The 15,227-nt window shown below is 74.3% G+C and carries 14 protein-coding genes; 7 read left to right on the forward strand and 7 right to left on the reverse strand.

Annotated features, from left to right (window positions below; genetic code table 11):
* The first annotated feature begins 56 nt into the window (after positions 1-56).
* The 3 genes from KSE_RS33985 (at position 57) to KSE_RS33995 (ending at position 3,697) form a co-directional block, all read left to right on the forward strand.
* The gene (locus KSE_RS33985; protein WP_231873259.1) at positions 57-1,067 is read left to right on the forward strand and encodes an Acg family FMN-binding oxidoreductase; all 1,011 of its coding nucleotides are present in this window, start codon (positions 57-59) and stop codon (positions 1,065-1,067) included.
* Positions 1,068-1,231: 164 nt separating this feature from the next.
* The gene (locus tag KSE_RS33990) at positions 1,232-1,573 is read left to right on the forward strand and encodes a DUF5713 family protein (RefSeq protein WP_014139925.1); all 342 of its coding nucleotides are present in this window, start codon (positions 1,232-1,234) and stop codon (positions 1,571-1,573) included.
* Positions 1,574-1,606: 33 nt separating this feature from the next.
* Positions 1,607-3,697 carry a hypothetical protein gene (locus tag KSE_RS33995; protein WP_033260187.1) on the forward strand — a complete coding sequence of 697 codons (2,091 nt, stop codon included), beginning with the start codon at positions 1,607-1,609 and terminating at the stop codon, positions 3,695-3,697.
* Positions 3,698-3,774: 77 nt separating this feature from the next.
* On the opposite strand, the gene KSE_RS34000 is transcribed toward KSE_RS33995, so the two are convergent.
* From KSE_RS34000 to KSE_RS34010, 3 genes are all read right to left on the reverse strand, one after another.
* On the reverse strand, positions 3,775-4,731 hold the full coding sequence (locus tag KSE_RS34000; RefSeq protein ID WP_014139927.1) for an electron transfer flavoprotein subunit alpha/FixB family protein: 957 nt from the start codon (positions 4,729-4,731) through the stop codon (positions 3,775-3,777).
* Positions 4,732-4,769: 38 nt separating this feature from the next.
* The gene (locus tag KSE_RS34005; protein ID WP_014134838.1) at positions 4,770-5,555 is read right to left on the reverse strand and encodes an electron transfer flavoprotein subunit beta/FixA family protein; all 786 of its coding nucleotides are present in this window, start codon (positions 5,553-5,555) and stop codon (positions 4,770-4,772) included.
* Positions 5,556-5,702: 147 nt separating this feature from the next.
* A complete protein-coding gene (locus KSE_RS34010) occupies positions 5,703-7,352 on the reverse strand; it encodes an FAD-dependent oxidoreductase (RefSeq protein WP_014139928.1) in 1,650 nt (549 codons plus the stop codon).
* A gap of 108 nt (positions 7,353-7,460) precedes the next feature.
* Between KSE_RS34010 and KSE_RS34015 the strand changes: the two genes are divergently transcribed.
* Positions 7,461-8,063 (forward strand): helix-turn-helix domain-containing protein, encoded by a 603-nt coding sequence (locus KSE_RS34015; protein WP_014139929.1) that lies wholly within the window; start codon positions 7,461-7,463, stop codon positions 8,061-8,063.
* Between the two features lie 101 nt (positions 8,064-8,164).
* Here the strand turns inward: KSE_RS34015 and KSE_RS34020 are convergent, their stop codons facing one another.
* Positions 8,165-8,824: a hypothetical protein gene (locus tag KSE_RS34020; RefSeq protein ID WP_014139930.1), complete on the reverse strand. Its 660-nt coding sequence runs from the start codon at positions 8,822-8,824 to the stop codon at positions 8,165-8,167.
* A 193-nt stretch (positions 8,825-9,017) separates the two neighbouring features.
* Positions 9,018-10,004 carry a hypothetical protein gene (locus KSE_RS34025; protein WP_014139931.1) on the reverse strand — a complete coding sequence of 329 codons (987 nt, stop codon included), beginning with the start codon at positions 10,002-10,004 and terminating at the stop codon, positions 9,018-9,020.
* A 637-nt stretch (positions 10,005-10,641) separates the two neighbouring features.
* Between KSE_RS34025 and KSE_RS34030 the strand changes: the two genes are divergently transcribed.
* The 3 genes from KSE_RS34030 to KSE_RS34040 all read left to right on the forward strand — a co-directional run bounded on the left by KSE_RS34030 (position 10,642) and on the right by KSE_RS34040 (position 12,503).
* Positions 10,642-11,271 carry a DUF6230 family protein gene (locus KSE_RS34030; RefSeq protein ID WP_014139932.1) on the forward strand — a complete coding sequence of 210 codons (630 nt, stop codon included), beginning with the start codon at positions 10,642-10,644 and terminating at the stop codon, positions 11,269-11,271.
* A gap of 91 nt (positions 11,272-11,362) precedes the next feature.
* On the forward strand, positions 11,363-11,839 hold the full coding sequence (locus KSE_RS34035; protein WP_081539936.1) for a DUF6114 domain-containing protein: 477 nt from the start codon (positions 11,363-11,365) through the stop codon (positions 11,837-11,839).
* A 184-nt stretch (positions 11,840-12,023) separates the two neighbouring features.
* On the forward strand, positions 12,024-12,503 hold the full coding sequence (locus KSE_RS34040) for a hypothetical protein (RefSeq protein ID WP_014139934.1): 480 nt from the start codon (positions 12,024-12,026) through the stop codon (positions 12,501-12,503).
* Between the two features lie 89 nt (positions 12,504-12,592).
* Here the strand turns inward: KSE_RS34040 and KSE_RS34045 are convergent, their stop codons facing one another.
* Both KSE_RS34045 and KSE_RS34050 read right to left on the reverse strand, forming a co-directional pair.
* Positions 12,593-13,822, reverse strand: a complete 1,230-nt coding sequence (locus tag KSE_RS34045) for a vWA domain-containing protein (RefSeq protein WP_033259350.1) — start codon at positions 13,820-13,822, stop codon at positions 12,593-12,595.
* Positions 13,823-13,926: 104 nt separating this feature from the next.
* Positions 13,927-15,153 (reverse strand): AAA family ATPase, encoded by a 1,227-nt coding sequence (locus tag KSE_RS34050; protein ID WP_014139936.1) that lies wholly within the window; start codon positions 15,151-15,153, stop codon positions 13,927-13,929.
* Positions 15,154-15,227: the final 74 nt, after the last annotated feature.

The raw sequence follows: 15,227 nt of genomic DNA on the forward strand, positions 1-15,227 counted from the left end.
GGCACTGGACAGGCAGTCGTGGGACGCGACGAGGAAGCGGCGAGGAGTGATCCGCGATGACCGAGTCGATGGCGGGAACGATGGACGGCGCGCCGGGCGGCCCGAGCGCGGCCGAACTGCGGGAGCTGGTGGCCGCGGCCGGGGCGGCGCCCTCGCTGCACAACACGCAGCCGTGGCGGTTCCGGCCGACCGGGGACGGTCCCGGGGTGCTGGTGTACGCCGAACCGGACCGCGCGGTACCGCTGGTCGACCCGGACGGCCGGGCGATGCTGCTGTCGATCGGGGCGGCCCTGTTCAACCTCCGGGTGGCGGCGGCCCGACTCGGCTTCCCCGTCGAGGAGTTGGATCTGCTACCCGGCGGATTCGGCACGGACGAACCGGTCGCCGTACTGCGCTTCGGACCGCGCGGAGCACCGTACGAAACGGCCGAGTTGGCCGGGGCGATCGGCCAACGGCACTCCAGCCGCGAGCCGTTCGGGAACCGGGACGTGCCGGAGGCGGTGATCGGCGAGCTGATCGCGGCCGCCGCCGACGAGGACGCCGTGCTGGACGTGCTGGAGGAGGCCGAGGCGCGCCGGGTGCTGGCCCTGACCGCCGAGGCCGAGGCGCGGATCGCCGCCGACGCCGCCCGCCGCGCGGAGACCGCGAGCTGGCTGCGCGCGGAACCCGCCGACGACGGCATCCCCGAGCCCGCGCTCGGCCCCCAGGACCACGAAGCCCGGTTCCCCGTACGGGACTTCGCCGGGCGCGGGCCCGCGCACGCGCAGCGCTTCGAGGCACTGCCGCAGATCGCGACCGTCGCCACCCGGGGCGACACGGCCGCGGACTGGCTGCGGGCCGGACAGGCGATGGAACGGGTCTGGCTGCTGGCCACCGCCCGCGGTCTGCGGGTCTCGGTGCTCCACCAGGCCGTCGAACTCCCCGAGACCCGCTGGCGGTTGCGCGACCCGGAACGCGGCGTCGGCACCGTCCAGGTGGTGCTCCGGATCGGCTACGGCCCGCCCGGCGCGGCCACCGGCCGCCGCGCCGTCGACGACCTGCTCCGCGACCCGGCCGCCGCTCGCTGATCGCTCGCCCGCCGCTCGCCCGCCGCTCGCCCGCCGCTCGCCCGCCGCTCGCTCGTCGCTCGCCCGTCGCTCGCCCGTCGGCCGCTGTCGGTGCCGCCCGGCATGATCGGCCGCGGGGCCCGTCGAGCGGCCCCGGACGGACCGCGAACGGCTGGAGCGACGGCATGGCGATCACGAACGAGCGGCTGGCGGGGTACGAGTTCCTGCACCCGATGCGCGGGGACGGCTACTACCCGGCCCGCCTGGTGGCCAAGGGCGGCGACATCCTGCACGCGCTGTGCGAGCGGATCGAAGCCCAACCACCGAGCGGGCTGGACGAGTTGTACGAGCTGACGCAGGCCGCGACGGAGGAGTTCAACCTGCTGGACGAGGAGTTCCACGCGGCGGGCAGCGAGATCGAGACCGTCGCGCGCGAGGCGATCGCCGCGGACTTCGACCACCTCGCGCAGGCGTACGGGTACGCGGACGCCGACGTGGAGGAGCTGATCGCCAACCGCGAGTGGTGAGGAGGCCGGCGACGGGTGTTAGCGTCCCGCTCCATGTGGGGAGAACTGGATGCCGTCGACTGGGCCGCGCTGGAGCACAACTACGGCAGCGCGGGCGACCTGCCCGGCCTGCTGCGCGCCTGCGCGCCGGCGGGCGAGGGGACGGGTGGGACGGCGGGTGGTTCGGAAGGCGATTCGGCGAGCGGTTCGGCGGCGGTGGAAGCGGCCGGCGAACTGTTCAACAGCGTCTTCCACCAGGGGGGTTGGATCTGTTCGGCGGCACCCGCAGTGCTGCCGTTCCTCCTCCGGTTGGCGGCTGACCAGGGAGTCCGAGTGGAGGCCCGCGAGGCCCTGTTGAGACTGGTCGGCGCCCTGGCCGCTGAAGCCCCGAAGGTCGAGCCCTGGGTGGCCCCGGAGTGGCGGACCGCCTGGGACCGCGCGCTGCCGCAGGTCGTCGCGCTGCTCGACGACCGGCTGCCCGCCATCCGCCGCATCGCCTCCGGAACGCTGCGCCGCTGTGACGCGCCCGGTGAACTGCTGCTGCCCGCACTGCTGGAGCGTCGACGGGCGGAGCCGGACCCGGAGATCCGGCTCGACCTGCTGCTGACCCTGGGCGCCGCCGCCCGACGCGAGCCCACCGGGCCGCGCGGGCCCGAGGCGCGCGAGATGCTGCACGTCCTGCTGGCCGGTGCCGGTGCCGGTGCCGGTGCTGATGGCGACGGCGATGGCGACGGCGATGGCGACGGCGGGGCCGGTCTGCAGGAGCGCCACGCCGCGTTGCTCGCGCTCGCCCCTGCCGACCCCGCGCTGCCCCCGCTCCACGCCGACCTGCTCGTCCGCGCGCTGCGCGACCCCGGGGCACGCCGCTGGGAGGGCGGCAACATCGCCGCCGTGTACTACCGTACGGCGACGCTGTTCGCCGCCCCCGGACCGGCCGCGGCGTTCGTCCGCCGCCTGCTGCTGCCCGCGCACCCGGATGCCGAGCACCGAACCGCCGCCCTCGGACGGGCCGGCGCGCTGCTCGCCGAGTGGCGCTCACCGGTCGGGGAACTGCTGCCCCGGATCGTCGCGTACCTGGATGACCCCGTACCCGAGGCGCGCGACCTCGCGCTCGACCTGCTCGCCTGCCTCGGCCCGGCCGCCGCCGCCCACGCCGACCGGATCGCGGCGCTGCTGGACGACACCGCCCCCGTCGGCCGCCGGGGCCGCCGCACCGTCGCCGACATGGCCGCCTGGGCGCTCACCCGGATCGGCGACCCGCGCTGCATAGCGTCGCTGAGTACCGCACCCGCCGTCTTCGGCGACACCAGCAACCACTACGGGTCGACCCACGGGCTGCACACCGTCGCGCTGCCCGGCCTGCACGAGGCGCTGGCCCTGCTGCCCGGCCACGCCGCCGCCCTGATGCCCGCCGTCGAACGGCGCCTCGCCCAGGACGGGCAGCGGCCGGCGGTCCGGCAGTACGGCGAGGTGCTGGCCGGCTGGGGCAGCGCGAGCCCCGCCGCCGTCGACCTGCTGCTCGTCCGGCTCGCCGACGACCGCACCTGGACCGAGGCAGCCGAAGCCCTCGCCGCACTCGGCCCCGCGACGATCGGCGTCGTCGCCGCCACCCGGGCCAGAGACATGCTCTCCGCGCGGATGGACGCCGCCGACGAGGCACGGGGAACCGCCGCCTGGGCCTGCTGGAAGCTCGGCGGCGACCCGGCCACCGCCGCCGACGCCCTCGCCGCCACCCTGGACGACCGGTGGCACCGGCACCCCGTGCTGCGCAGGCTCGGCGACCTCGGCCCGCACGCGGCCCGCCACGCCGAGCGGCTGCGCGCCCACACCGCCGACCCGGACGACTGGACCCGCGTCCGGGCCGCCGGTGCGCTCTGGGCGGTGACCGGCGACACCGAGGCGGCCGTCCCCGGGCTGCTCGCCGCCCTGCGCGGCCTCGACGAGGGGCGCCACCTGCCGGTCATGCCCGCCGCCATTCGCCAGCTGGCCCGGATCGGCCCCGCCGCCCGTCCCGCCGCCCCGCTGCTGCGCGCCGCCCTCGCCGGGGACTGGCGGCTGCGGAGCAACGCGGCCTGGCGCGGCTTCGTCGAGGACGAGCGGCTGCGGGAGGCGGCGGCGGAGGCGCTGGCCGCCGTCGAGGGCTGAGGGAGTGGAAGAGGTCTGGAGGAACGCGCGAGGGCGCGACCGGGGTGGTCGCGTCCTCGGCGGGGGAGCGGAGGGGGTCAGCCCGCCTTCACCTCGTCGGTGAGTTGGGGCAGGACGTTGAAGAGGTCTCCGACGACGCCGTAGTCGACGAGTTCGAAGATGGGGGCTTCGGGGTCCTTGTTGACGGCGACGATGGTCTTGCTGGTCTGCATGCCGGCGCGGTGCTGGATGGCGCCGGAGATGCCGGCGGCGACGTAGAGCTGGGGGGAGACCTGCTTGCCGGTCTGGCCGACCTGGCTGCTGTGGGGGTACCAGCCGGCGTCGACGGCGGCGCGGGAGGCGCCGACGGCGGCGCCGAGGGCGTCGGCGAGGTGTTCGACGACGGTGAAGCCGTCGGCGGCGCCGACGCCGCGGCCGCCGGAGACGACGATGGCGGCCTCGGTGAGTTCGGGGCGGCCGGTGGCGACGCGGGGGGTGCGGGCGGTGACGGTGGCGGCGTTGCCGGTGAAGGCGACGGTGGCCCGCTGGAGGGTGCCGGCGGCGGGGGCGGGCTGGGGGGCGGTGCTGTTGGGCTTGACGGTGATGACCGGGGTGCCGGTGGTGACGGTCGACTTGACCTGGTAGGACGCGGCGAACACCGACTGGGTGGCGACGGGGCCGTTCTCGCCGGGTTCGAGGTCGACGGCGTCGGTGATCAGGCCGGAGCCCAGGCGCAGGGCGGTGCGGGCGGCGACCTCCTTGTTCTCGCCGGAGGAGGTGAGCAGGACGGCGGTGGCGCCGGTGGCCTGGGCGATCTGGGTGAGGGCGTCGACCTTGGGGACGACGGAGTGGGTGGCGAACTCGTCGGCGTCGGCGGTGTGGACGGTGGCGGCGCCGTATTCGGCGGCCTTGGCGGCGATGTCGGCGGCGGCGGGGCCGGCGCCGAGGACCACGGCGGCGGGGGTGCCCAGGCGGCGGGCGAGGGTGAGCAGTTCGAGGGCGGGCTTGCGGGCGGCGCCGTCGGCGTGGTCGACGAGGACCAGGATCTCGCTCATGGTGGGGTGCTCCGTATTCCTGTGTTCCCGGCGGCCGGTCAGATGAACTTCTGCTCGGTGAGGTAGGCGGCGAGCTGCTTGCCGCCCTCGCCCTGGTCGGTGACGATGACGCCCCGGGTGCGGGCGGGGCGGGCGGTGACGTCCTGGACCCTGGTCCAGGCGCCGGCGAGGCCGACGGTGTCGGCGTCGATGCCCAGGTCGTCGAGGTCCAGGGACTGCACGGGCTTCTTCTTGGCGGCCATGATGCCCTTGAAGGAGGGGTAGCGGGCCTCGCCGGACTGGTCGGTGACCGAGACGACGGCGGGCAGCGGGGCCTGGAGGGTCTCGGAGGCCGCGTCGCCGTCGCGCCGGCCCTTGACCTGGCCGTCCTCGACGGTGACCTCGGAGAGCAGGGTGGCCTGCGGGACGCCCAGGCGCTCGGCCAGCAGCGCGGGCAGCACGCCCATCACGCCGTCGGTGGAGGCCATGCCGCACACGACCAGGTCGTAGCCGGTCCTCTCCAGCGCGGCGGCCAGGATCGCGGAGGTGCCGAGCGCGTCGGTGCCGTGGATGTCGTCGTCGTTGACGTGCACGGCCTTGTCCGCGCCCATCGACAGCGCCTTGCGCAGCGCGTCCTTGGCGTCGTCCGGGCCCACCGTCAGGACGGTCACCTCGGCGCCCTCGTGGGCCGCGGCGATCCGCAGCGCCTGCTCGACGCCGTACTCGTCCAGCTCCGACAGGAGGCCGTCCACGCCCTCCCGGTCGGTGGTGGCATCGTCCGCGAAGCGACGGTCACCGGTCGCGTCGGGCACGTACTTCACACAGACAACGATCCGCAAGCTCACAGCGACCTTGTCCTTTCACGCGGGAGGGAACTGAGTACCCCCACTAGACCACACTCCGTGCCATCGATCCACTCCCGTGGCGGTGTGAGGGGGGACTCAGTTCCCAGTCCGCTGTGCCTGCGGTCTGCGGCCTGCGGTGCCCGGCGGTCAGGCGGTGCGGCGCAGGCGGAGGGTGGAGTCGCGGTGCGGGCGGGCGTCCGGGTCGGTGACCGGGTGGTCGGGGTGGTCGTGCCGGGCGTGCTCCTCGGCGAGCTCGACCGTCCAGTGAGCCGGGTCGAGCCGCAGCCCGGCGAGCATCTCCTCGGGGGTGGGGAAGTGCATGTCGGGGTGCGGGTGGTCGTGCTTGACCGGGGACGCGGCGTGGCTGGTGATCAGCAGGGTCCCGCCGGGGGCGACGGCCGCGGCGGCCCGGCGCAGCACCCGCTCGCGCGGGAATTCGGCAGGCGAGTGGAGGAACTGCGCCGAGACCAGGTCGTACGTGCCGGACGGGAAGGCGTGCGCCAGGTCGACGCGCTGCCAGTCGACCCGGTCGCCGACGCCCTCGACGGCGGCCCGGGCGGCGGCCCGCTCCAGCGCGACCTGCGAGATGTCGACGGCGGTGACCCGCCAGCCCCGCCCGGCCAGCCAGAGCGCGTCCCCGCCCTCGCCACAGCCCAGGTCGAGCGCCCGGCCGGGCTCCAGGTCGGCGGCCTGCACGGTCAGCGAGGCGTTCGGGCGGCCGCTCCAGATCTGCTCGCTCTCGCCGTACCGCTTCTCCCAGAACTCGACCGCGTCGACGGCCAGCCGGGTCTCCTCGGCGGCCAGGTCGGCGTTGATCGCGGCGGCGGCGCGCAGGCCGTCCGCGGCGGCGACCGCCACCTGCCCGGCGGGGTCGGTCAGGTTGCCGGCCGCCCAGACCCCGGGGACGCCGGTCGCGCCCGTCGGGTCGGTGGTGGCCAGCCGGGTCGCGAACCGGACGCCCTCGCGCACCAGGTCGGTGGCCTCCAGGCCCAGCTCGGCCAGGAACGGCGCGGTCGCCGCCATCTCGGTGCCGACCGCCAGCACCTCGCACGCCACCTCGGTGCCGTCGGCCAGCCGCACGCCGGTCAGCTCGGCACCGTCCTCCTCCGGCAGCAGCGCGGCCACCTCGCCCGCCACCACGGTCACGCTGCGGGCGGCCAGCTCGCGCCGCTGCCGCTCGTCGAACGGCGCGCTGGTGTGCGCGAGCAGCGTGACGTCGGCGCTCCACTGCCGCCACAGCAGCGCCTGGTGCACGGCGACCAGCGGGTTGGTGGCCAGGACGGCGATCTTCCGGTCGCGGACCTCCCAGCCGTGGCAGTACGGGCAGTGCACCACCTGGCGGCCCCAGCGCTCGGCCAGGCCGGGCACTTCGGGCAGCAGGTCGGTGGTGCCGGTGGTCAGCAGCAGCCGGCGGGCGTGCACGACCGTGCCGTCCGACAGCTCGGCGCGGAAGCCGCCGTCCGCCTCGCGGCCCACCGACCGCACCTCGGCGTCGTGGAACTCGCCACCGTACGAGGCGACTTCGGCCCGACCCAGGGCGACCAGCTCGGCGGGCGGCAGGCCCTCGCGGCCGAGCAGGCCGTGGATGCCCGCGGCGGGCGCGTTGCGCGGCTCGCCGGAGTCGACCACCAGGACGGAGCGGCGGGCCCGGGCCAGGGTCAGGGCGCCGCTGAGTCCGGCGGCGCCGCCCCCGACGACCAGGACGTCGTGGTGACGGGTTGAGTGCGGGTGCGGGTGCGGGTGCTGGTGGCGGTTCGGCTGCTCGTGCGGGGGCTCGTGCTGGTGCGTCGTGGTCATGCTCCGATGGTGCGGCGGGTTCGCCGGATTGACAAACAATGTTGCTGAGGTGGCAAATGGAGGGGGCGGGCGGGACCGGGGTCGGACGGAGCGGAGAGGGACACGGCGATGGGCGAGGACTTCGAGGCGGTGCTGACCGGCGTCGGCCCCCGGCTGCGGGCGATCCGCCAGCAGCACGGCACCACGTTGGCGCAGCTCAGCGAGCAGACCGGCATCTCGGTCAGCACGCTCTCCCGGCTGGAGTCCGGAGGGCGGCGGCCGACCCTGGAACTGCTGCTGCCGCTGGCCCGCGCGCACGGCGTGGCCCTGGACGAACTGGTCGACGCCCCGCCGACCGGCGACCCCCGGGTGCGGCTGCGCCCGTTCGTCCGGCACGGCTGGACGTACCTGCCGCTGGCCCGCAGCCTCGGCGGCATGCAGGCGTACAAGATCGTCGTCCCGCCCGGCGGCGGCCGGGAGAACTGCGAGCAGCGCACGCACGAGGGCCACGAGTGGCTGTACGTGCTCTCCGGCGAGCTGTTGCTGAAACTGGGCGAGCACGACGTGGTGCTGAAGGCGGGCGAGGCCGCGGAGTTCGACACCCGGACGCCGCACCTGTTCGCCAACGCGGGCCGGGTGCCGGTGGAGTTCCTCAGCCTGTTCGGCCCGCAGGGGGAGCGGGTGCACGTGCGGGCGCGCACGACGAACAAAGCTGAGAAGGAAGGGAACTGACGGTTCGTTGGTTCTCTGCTCTGTCGGTTCCTGGGGGGCGGACGTGCCGGACGCCGCGCCCGAGAGGTGGGTGCGGCGTCCGAACGGGTTTGGTGCCGGCGTCAGTTGACGGTGACCGCGCCGCCCAGGGTGGTGTCGGTGACCGGGCCGTAGGAGGCCGAGAAGTTGATGCTGGCGAAGCAGATGCTCGGGCCGGACAGCTTGGTGAAGCCCTGGTTGACCATGTTGATCTGCGGCGGGGTGTTGGTGGCGTTGCCGTTCAGGGTGCCGGTGGGCGAGGAGTAGGTGCACAGGGCGTTGCCGGCCAGGGTCTTCAGGTTGACGACGGCCTGGATGGACCCGGTGAGGGTGACCGGGAACCCGGCGGAGTCCGAAATGCTCAGGGTGTAGGGCAGGTTGCTCATCGTCAGGCTGTTCACGCCGCTGACACCGACCACGTTGGAGGTGCAGCCGGAGAAGGTCAGGACGTTGACCGGGCCGGACGCGGTGGCGGAGCCGGTGGCGGTCGGGTTGCTGTTGACGCTGCCGCCGATGGTGGAGACGGAGCACTTGACGCCGGTGGTGGTGCCCGGGTTGTACATGGTCGCGAAGGTGCCGCTGACCAGGTTCGCCGACAGCGAGTCGCCGACCGCGACCGGGGTGGTGCCGACGGTCAGCACCGGGGTGGCGGAGACGGCGGCACCCGCCGGGACGGCCGGGAGGACGAGCAGGGCGCCGGCGGCGGCGAGGGCGGCGATGCCGGCGAAGGTGCGGTTGCGCATGAGGGTTCCTTCCGATGGGTGGGGCGGAGCGGACGGAGCTGCCCCGGCGTCGCTGGCCGGAGCGCGTGCCGTTCCCGCGCTGGGGACGGGTGGCACGGGCAGGTGGGGGTCTCCCGCGCCGACTCCCTTGCTGGGGGACGGAGTCGGCGCGGGGCGGATCGGTGCGGGGCGGATCGGTGCGGCGCGCGGTCGCTCAGTGCGCGGTGCTGTCGCCCAACGCGGCGGTGAGGTCGGCGATGTCGGTGTCCAGGACGAAGGACGCGTTGGTCTGCTGGAAGCTCACCGAGTCCTTGCCGGGGGCGGCGGGCAGGCCCATGGTCCAGTTGATGATCTGGTTCAACGAGCCGAGCAGGCCGCACCCGTTGGCGCCCGGCACCGCGAAGGTGTTGTCCACCAGCGACGCGTTGGTCTCCGAAATGACCAGCGCGTTGTGCCCGTTGGGGTCCGGGTCGTAGCCGATGGTGCCCGGGTCGCCGGTCATCGGCGGAGTGGATCCGGCGGGGGCGGTCGAACCGGTGGTCGGCTTGAGCAGCAGCGGCGCGGCGTCGGAGCCGACGTAGCAGTGCGCGCCGAACAGCGCGTTGTACAGGTGCAGTTTGATCGGCAGCTGGAACACCGGGTACGGCTCACCGGTCGCCAGTGGGGTGAACTTCGTGACCGGGCCCGCGAGTTCGACCTGGGCGAAGACGCTGGTGATGCCGGGCAGGTAGTTCTGGATGCCCGGGATGTTGATCTGCACCATCGGCGCGCTGAGCAGTGGGGCGCTGGTCGGCGGCACCACGGTGTACTGGTTGGCGGTGCTGCCGTCCGGGAACGAGACCTCGGGTGCCGACTTGTCCCAGTAGAAGCCGAACTGCAGCGTGATCGGCGAGTTGAACGGCACCACCGTGTTGCCGAGGGTGAACTTCCCGGCGTTGGTCACCGACACCAGGCAGCCGACCTGGAGGTTGCTCGGATCGTGCATCGCGGGCGCCGCGACCGGACAGTTGCCCATGCCGGTGTACGGCGCGCCCGGCGCCGCGGCGGCGGCGGGCGCGGCGGTGGCCGGGGCGACGCCGGCCAGCAGTGCGGCGCAGGCCGCGACGGCGGCGGGCGGCAGCAGGCGGCGCAGCCGGTGCGGGCGCGGGGCGGCGGCTGTGGTGGTGGCCGCTGTGGACGTGCTGGTGCTGTCGGTGCGCATGGCGGAGGGACTCCTGACGGCGGGGGTGGGCCGGAGCGAGGGCAGGGTGGAGCGCGAGGGCAGGGTGGGACGAGGCTGGTGGGCCTTGGTGGGACCGGGCCGGGTGCTCGACGCCACGAGCGGCCGGGCCGGGGCGCACGACTGTCACCGTCGCGCCGGAGCGGTTCGCCGGGCCGGAGGGCACGCCCTGCCTGAGGCGTGCCGCGTACCGGTGGTGTCCCGCGTACCAGTGGTGCCGTGTGCCGGCGGTGCGTTGTCGGGCCCGGAGCGAGAAGGACCCGGTGGGCACGGTCGTGGGCCGTGGTTACCGCCGGGTACTCGCCAAGTTCTAGGTGGCGTTCCGCATCAACGTCAAGGCAGCGCGCGGAAGTTGGAAGAGAAGTGAGTGGAGTTGACTCGACACTGGTCGACAACTGCCGCATGAGTCACAGGAGTTGACTGGAGTTTCGGAATTTCGACCGGGTGCGCGAAGTATTGACCGGCCATGTACCCCGGGGTAACTTCCAGTCAGCCCGCCGGTTGTGAGAAAGATCGTCAACTGCACTGCGAGTCGCCGAAGTTGCCGCGATCGACCCACCACGCCAGGTGCTCACCCCGGCGAGCTGCGGATCCCCCACCCGACCCTCTGGAGCTCTCCATGGCACCCTCCGCAGAACAATCCGCCGCCACCCCGACCGGGCGCGGCCGGGTGCGACTGCGCCGCGCCGCGCTGATGGCGATACCGGCCTGCGTCACCGCGGGCGTCCTCGTGACCCTGACCGCGCAGAACGTCCTCGCCACCCAGTTCGCCATCTCCGGTATGGCCTTCGAGGTCACCGCCGACAAGCTGGACGGCTCCGGGTTCGAGCAGTTCGGCACCCTCGACAACATGATCGAGAACAGCCCGAACGCCGGTGACACCGGCGGCCAGCTGTTCCTGATCCAGACCGTGGTCAAGAAGGCCTCGCTCACCAAGCTCTGCCAGAGCGTCAACCTGGGCGGCATCAACCTGCTGATCACCGCCGGCGACAAGGGCACCCCCGTCACCGCCGACAACCTCACCACCGACTCCGACCTGATGAGCGGTGACGCCGAGTTCCAGGGCCTCGAAGTCGGCCGCGACGCCAGCACCTTCGACAAGGGCGGCGTGGCCGGCCCGCCCGGAATGTTCGGCCAGCAGGGCGACACCGTGGCCGTCGACCACTTCCGGCAGCAGAACTACGCCACCACCGCCGGCACCTTCCGCCTGCCCAACATGCACCTCAGCTTCAGCGCCGATGGCTGCTGAACCCGGACCGGCACCGGACCGGGCGGCGGACCCCACGGCCGCCCGGCCCGCCGACGACGGCGGCAGCGGTGACACGGCCGAAGCCGTCGCGGTGACCCCGGCCGACCCGTCCGCCCCGCGGGGGTTCGCCGGCTGGCGCGGGCGGCGGCCCTTCTGGGGCGGCCTGCTGGTCGTCCTGGCCGGTGCCGAGATCCTGTTCACCGAGAAGGCCCCGATGCGCATGGTCATCCGCATCGGCATGCTCGGCCTGGCCGGCTACGTCATCCCCGCCCTGATGGTGCTCTGCGGCCTGCTGCTGATCTTCCACCCCGTCCAGCGGGTCTTCTACTCCGTCCTCGCCGCCCTCGCGACCCTGGGCAGCTGGATCACCTCCAACCTCGGCGGCTTCTTCATCGGCCTCCTGCTCGGCCTGATCGGCAGCAGCGTCGCCTTCGGCTGGCTGCCCGACCAGCCCCGGCGGCGCAGCCGCCGGTCGCGCCGCACGTCGGCACCCGGTACCGGCGCCGGGGCCGGGGCCGCATCCGCGCCCGGGGCCGCGTCCGGATCCGCCGAAGCCACCCCGGCCTGACCGGGGCGGCGTCCGGCGGAGGAGCGTGGCCGCCGTCGGACGCCCCGGCCGCGGCCCCCGCACACCGAGCGGGCGGGGGCCGCGGCCGGGCATCGGGATGGGGGCGGCACGGGGGTGGGGCGATGGCGGAGCCGACCTCCGCATAACGCGCCGGTGGCCGTCCCGTTCGACGTAGTCTGGCCCCATGGCAGACGAACACGGAGCGGACGGGCCAGCCGGTGCGGTCGGGAGGGTCAGGCCGGCCGACGCCTTCAGGAACCGGTGCCTGAACGCCGCGCGGGTGTTGGCGTCCTGCGGTGACTACTCCCTCCAACGCGTCTCCCTGGACGAGTCCCAGGAGGACCCCAAGGAGAACTCGCTGGACGTGTGGCTGCGGGAGGGGCCGTCCAAGCCCGACGTGGTGATCTCGCTGTCCCACCCCTACGCGGTCGAGCCGTGGGAGCACGGCCTGACACCCGTCTTCATCGACCGGATCTCCCTCACCCACCTGCCGGCGCTGCCGGCACCCTGGCCCGAGGAGGCCGTCGGCCGACTCGACCGCACCGAGGACCTGCCGGAACTGGCCTGGCTGAGGATCGACGGACCGGTCACGATCGACGCCCTCGGCCAGATCGTGACCCTCTACCGGGCGCAGAGCGACGACGAAGCCTCCGTGCTCGACTGACGGGCGGACGGACGGTCGGGCAGCCGGACGGCCCGAATGCCCTTTTCCCGTAGGCTGGTTGCCGGAATTTCCGTGCCGCGGCTCCGCGGTCAGCCCAGAGTGACCACCTTCGCCCAGTCCGGTGGGCCGTCGGGTACGTCGTCGGGGTCGCCCTCCATGTTCCAGCGGGTGCGCGGGAATCGACGGGGGAACAGGCCGATGACGGTCCGGCAGGGTGGCGGGGTGCTCGGCCAGGGGGTCTGGCCGTCGGTCAGGGCGACGATGACGTCCGGGGCGGGGCGCCGTTTCAGGGCGGTGGCGAAACCGGTGCGGAGGTCGGTGCCGCCGCCACCGATCAGTGCCCAGCCGCTCCCGTCGGCGGCCTGCCGGACGGCCCGGGCCGCGGCGTCGCAGGAGAGCACCGAGACCGACTCGCGCCGCCCGCCCGCCGCGTGCAGGATCGCCGCGGTCTCCAGCAGGGCCGTGCCCAACTCGCTGTCGCTGACCGATCCGGAGGTGTCGACGACCACCGTGACCCGGGGCGGGCGGCGGCGCAGCGAGGGCAGGACGATGCCGGGCAGGCTGCTCGAACGGCGGGCCGGGCGGCCGTGGCTGTAGTCCTCGCCGGCGCCCGCCGCGGCCAGCGTGGAGCGGATCGCCGCACCGAGCAACTGCCGCCACGGCTGCGGCGGGTGGAACGCCTCCTCGGCCCAGCGCCGCCAACCGGCGGGCGCCCGGCCGGGGTTGCCCAGGATGCCCTGGGCGACCCGGAAGCGGACCAGGTCGCGCTCCTGGTCGCTCAGGCCGTGCCCGCCGTCGGGGCCGTCCGGGCCGAACTCCCACTCCCGTTCGAGGCCGTCCGCGCCGCTGCCGCACTCCAGCCACACCAGGTGCTGGTACCGGGTGCCGAGGGAGAACTGCCGCAGGTAGTCCTCCATCAGTTGGCCGTCTTCCAGGTGGAGGGTCTTCGGGTAGATCGCGCCGGCCGGTTCGACCAGGCCGTCGCCGAACGCGTCGTCGTTGATCTCGCAGTCCGCCGCCAGGTTGATCCGCAGCCGGTCGCCGGGCCCGTCGAGGTCGAGCGCGCGCATCGCCAGGTCGCCGCGCCGGGCGTGGTCGCGCAGCAGGTGCGAGACCTCGTGCACCCAGACCGACGCCAACTCCTCCTCGGGGGTGCGGTCGACGAAGGCCGGTGAGACGTAGCACCGCCACTGCCGGTCGACCGCCATGGTCGGCACCCGCGACGACTCCACCACGTGCATCGCGAACAGCGCCGTCGCCAGGTACGGGCGGGCCCGCGCCGCCCGCAGCCGGGCCGCGAACAGCTTCTCGGTGTCCAGGGGACGCGCTCTCCCGGCGTGCCCGGGACGTGTTGCCTGACCGGCTTCAGCGGGACGTGCTGCGTGGCCGGTGTTCGCGGCCCGCGCCGTCCGGGCGGACGTGCTCACCGGCGCCCCGCCCCGGCGGAGGTGAGAGCGGCGGAGCGCTCCGCCCGGCGGGAGATCCGCATCGCACTCGCGAAACGGTTGATCAACTCCGGTACCTCCCAGTCGTCCTGGCGCAGCGAGGCGAGCGTGCTCACCGGTACCACCAGCACGTCGGGCGGGCAGCTCTCCAGCGCCCTGGCCATCAACGCCCAGGCGGAGTCCCAGCGTTCGAGCGTCGGACGGGAGCGGACGGCGGCCACCACCCCGTCCAGGACGGCCTGCCGGAGGTCGCCGCGGGCGGGCAGGACGGCGGCGGCCGGGGCGGCGAGCAGGCTCTCCGGGTCGGGCAGGTCCATCCGGTCCATGGCGGCGAGCAGTTCGAGCCCCGGGCCGTCGCCGACGGTGCCGCGCACCAGCAGCGACAGCACCTCCCGGGAGGAGCCGGCCGCCGATCCGAACGCGAGCAGCCGCATCGTCATCTCCCAACTGCGCGGCGACGGCCATGCCTTGCCGCGCCTGGCCTCGGCGGACGGCAGGCGGTGGGTCAGCTCGGGCCGGACGGTCAGCAGTCCGCACACCGCCCGCCGGGCGAACTCGACTGCGGCGGAAAGCCGTTCGGGATCGAGCCGGGGCAGCTCGGCGCGCGGCCACACGCCGCCCAGGCCGCGCACCACCACCTGGGCGTCGTGCACCCAGTCCAGGTGGACGAAGCGGTTGGCCAGCGGGGGACTCAGCTCCCAGCCGTCGGCGGCCGAGGCGCGCGGGTTGGCGGCCGCCACGATCCTTACCCCCGGCGGGAGTTGCAGCGAACCGATACGTCGCTCCAGGACCAGTCGCAGCAGCGCCGCCTGCACCGCCGGCGGCGCGGTGGACAGCTCGTCGAGGAACAGCAGCCCCCGGCCCTGCCGGACCAGCCGCACCGCCCAGTCCGGCGGCGCCAGCGGCACGCCCTGGACGGCCGGGTCGTCGCCGATCACCGGCAGGCCGGAGAAGTCGGACGGCTCGTGGACACTGGCGATCACCGTGGTGAGCGGCAGGTCGAGCTCGGCGGCGAGCTGGGTCAGCGCTGCGGTCTTGCCGATACCCGGCTCCCCCCACAGCAGGACCGGCAGATCGGCGGCGACGGCGAGGGTCAGCGCCTCGATCTGGAGGTCCTGGCGGGGTTCGGTGGCGGACTCCCGTAGGAGCGCCAGCAGCTGGTCGGCGAGGGCGAGTTGGGGAGATGCGGATGCGGAGGAAGTCATGAGTGATTCACCTGGGGTCGGTTCGGGGCGGCACGGTACGGCACGTGGGCGTGCGGGCGTGGCGCGTGGGTATG

The organism is Kitasatospora setae KM-6054, from assembly GCF_000269985.1.
In the GTDB taxonomy this organism is placed as follows: Bacteria; Actinomycetota; Actinomycetes; order Streptomycetales; family Streptomycetaceae; genus Kitasatospora; species Kitasatospora setae.

Coding starts and splice junctions, on each gene's coding strand:
- KSE_RS33985 (WP_231873259.1), top strand. CDS start 57: ATGACCGAGTCGATGGCGGGAACGATGGACGGCGCGCCGGGCGGCCCG.
- KSE_RS33990 (WP_014139925.1), top strand. CDS start 1,232: ATGGCGATCACGAACGAGCGGCTGGCGGGGTACGAGTTCCTGCACCCG.
- KSE_RS33995 (WP_033260187.1), top strand. CDS start 1,607: ATGTGGGGAGAACTGGATGCCGTCGACTGGGCCGCGCTGGAGCACAAC.
- KSE_RS34000 (WP_014139927.1), bottom strand. CDS start 4,731: ATGAGCGAGATCCTGGTCCTCGTCGACCACGCCGACGGCGCCGCCCGC.
- KSE_RS34010 (WP_014139928.1), bottom strand. CDS start 7,352: ATGACCACGACGCACCAGCACGAGCCCCCGCACGAGCAGCCGAACCGC.
- KSE_RS34015 (WP_014139929.1), top strand. CDS start 7,461: ATGGGCGAGGACTTCGAGGCGGTGCTGACCGGCGTCGGCCCCCGGCTG.
- KSE_RS34020 (WP_014139930.1), bottom strand. CDS start 8,824: ATGCGCAACCGCACCTTCGCCGGCATCGCCGCCCTCGCCGCCGCCGGC.
- KSE_RS34025 (WP_014139931.1), bottom strand. CDS start 10,004: ATGCGCACCGACAGCACCAGCACGTCCACAGCGGCCACCACCACAGCC.
- KSE_RS34030 (WP_014139932.1), top strand. CDS start 10,642: ATGGCACCCTCCGCAGAACAATCCGCCGCCACCCCGACCGGGCGCGGC.
- KSE_RS34040 (WP_014139934.1), top strand. CDS start 12,024: ATGGCAGACGAACACGGAGCGGACGGGCCAGCCGGTGCGGTCGGGAGG.
- KSE_RS34050 (WP_014139936.1), bottom strand. CDS start 15,153: ATGACTTCCTCCGCATCCGCATCTCCCCAACTCGCCCTCGCCGACCAG.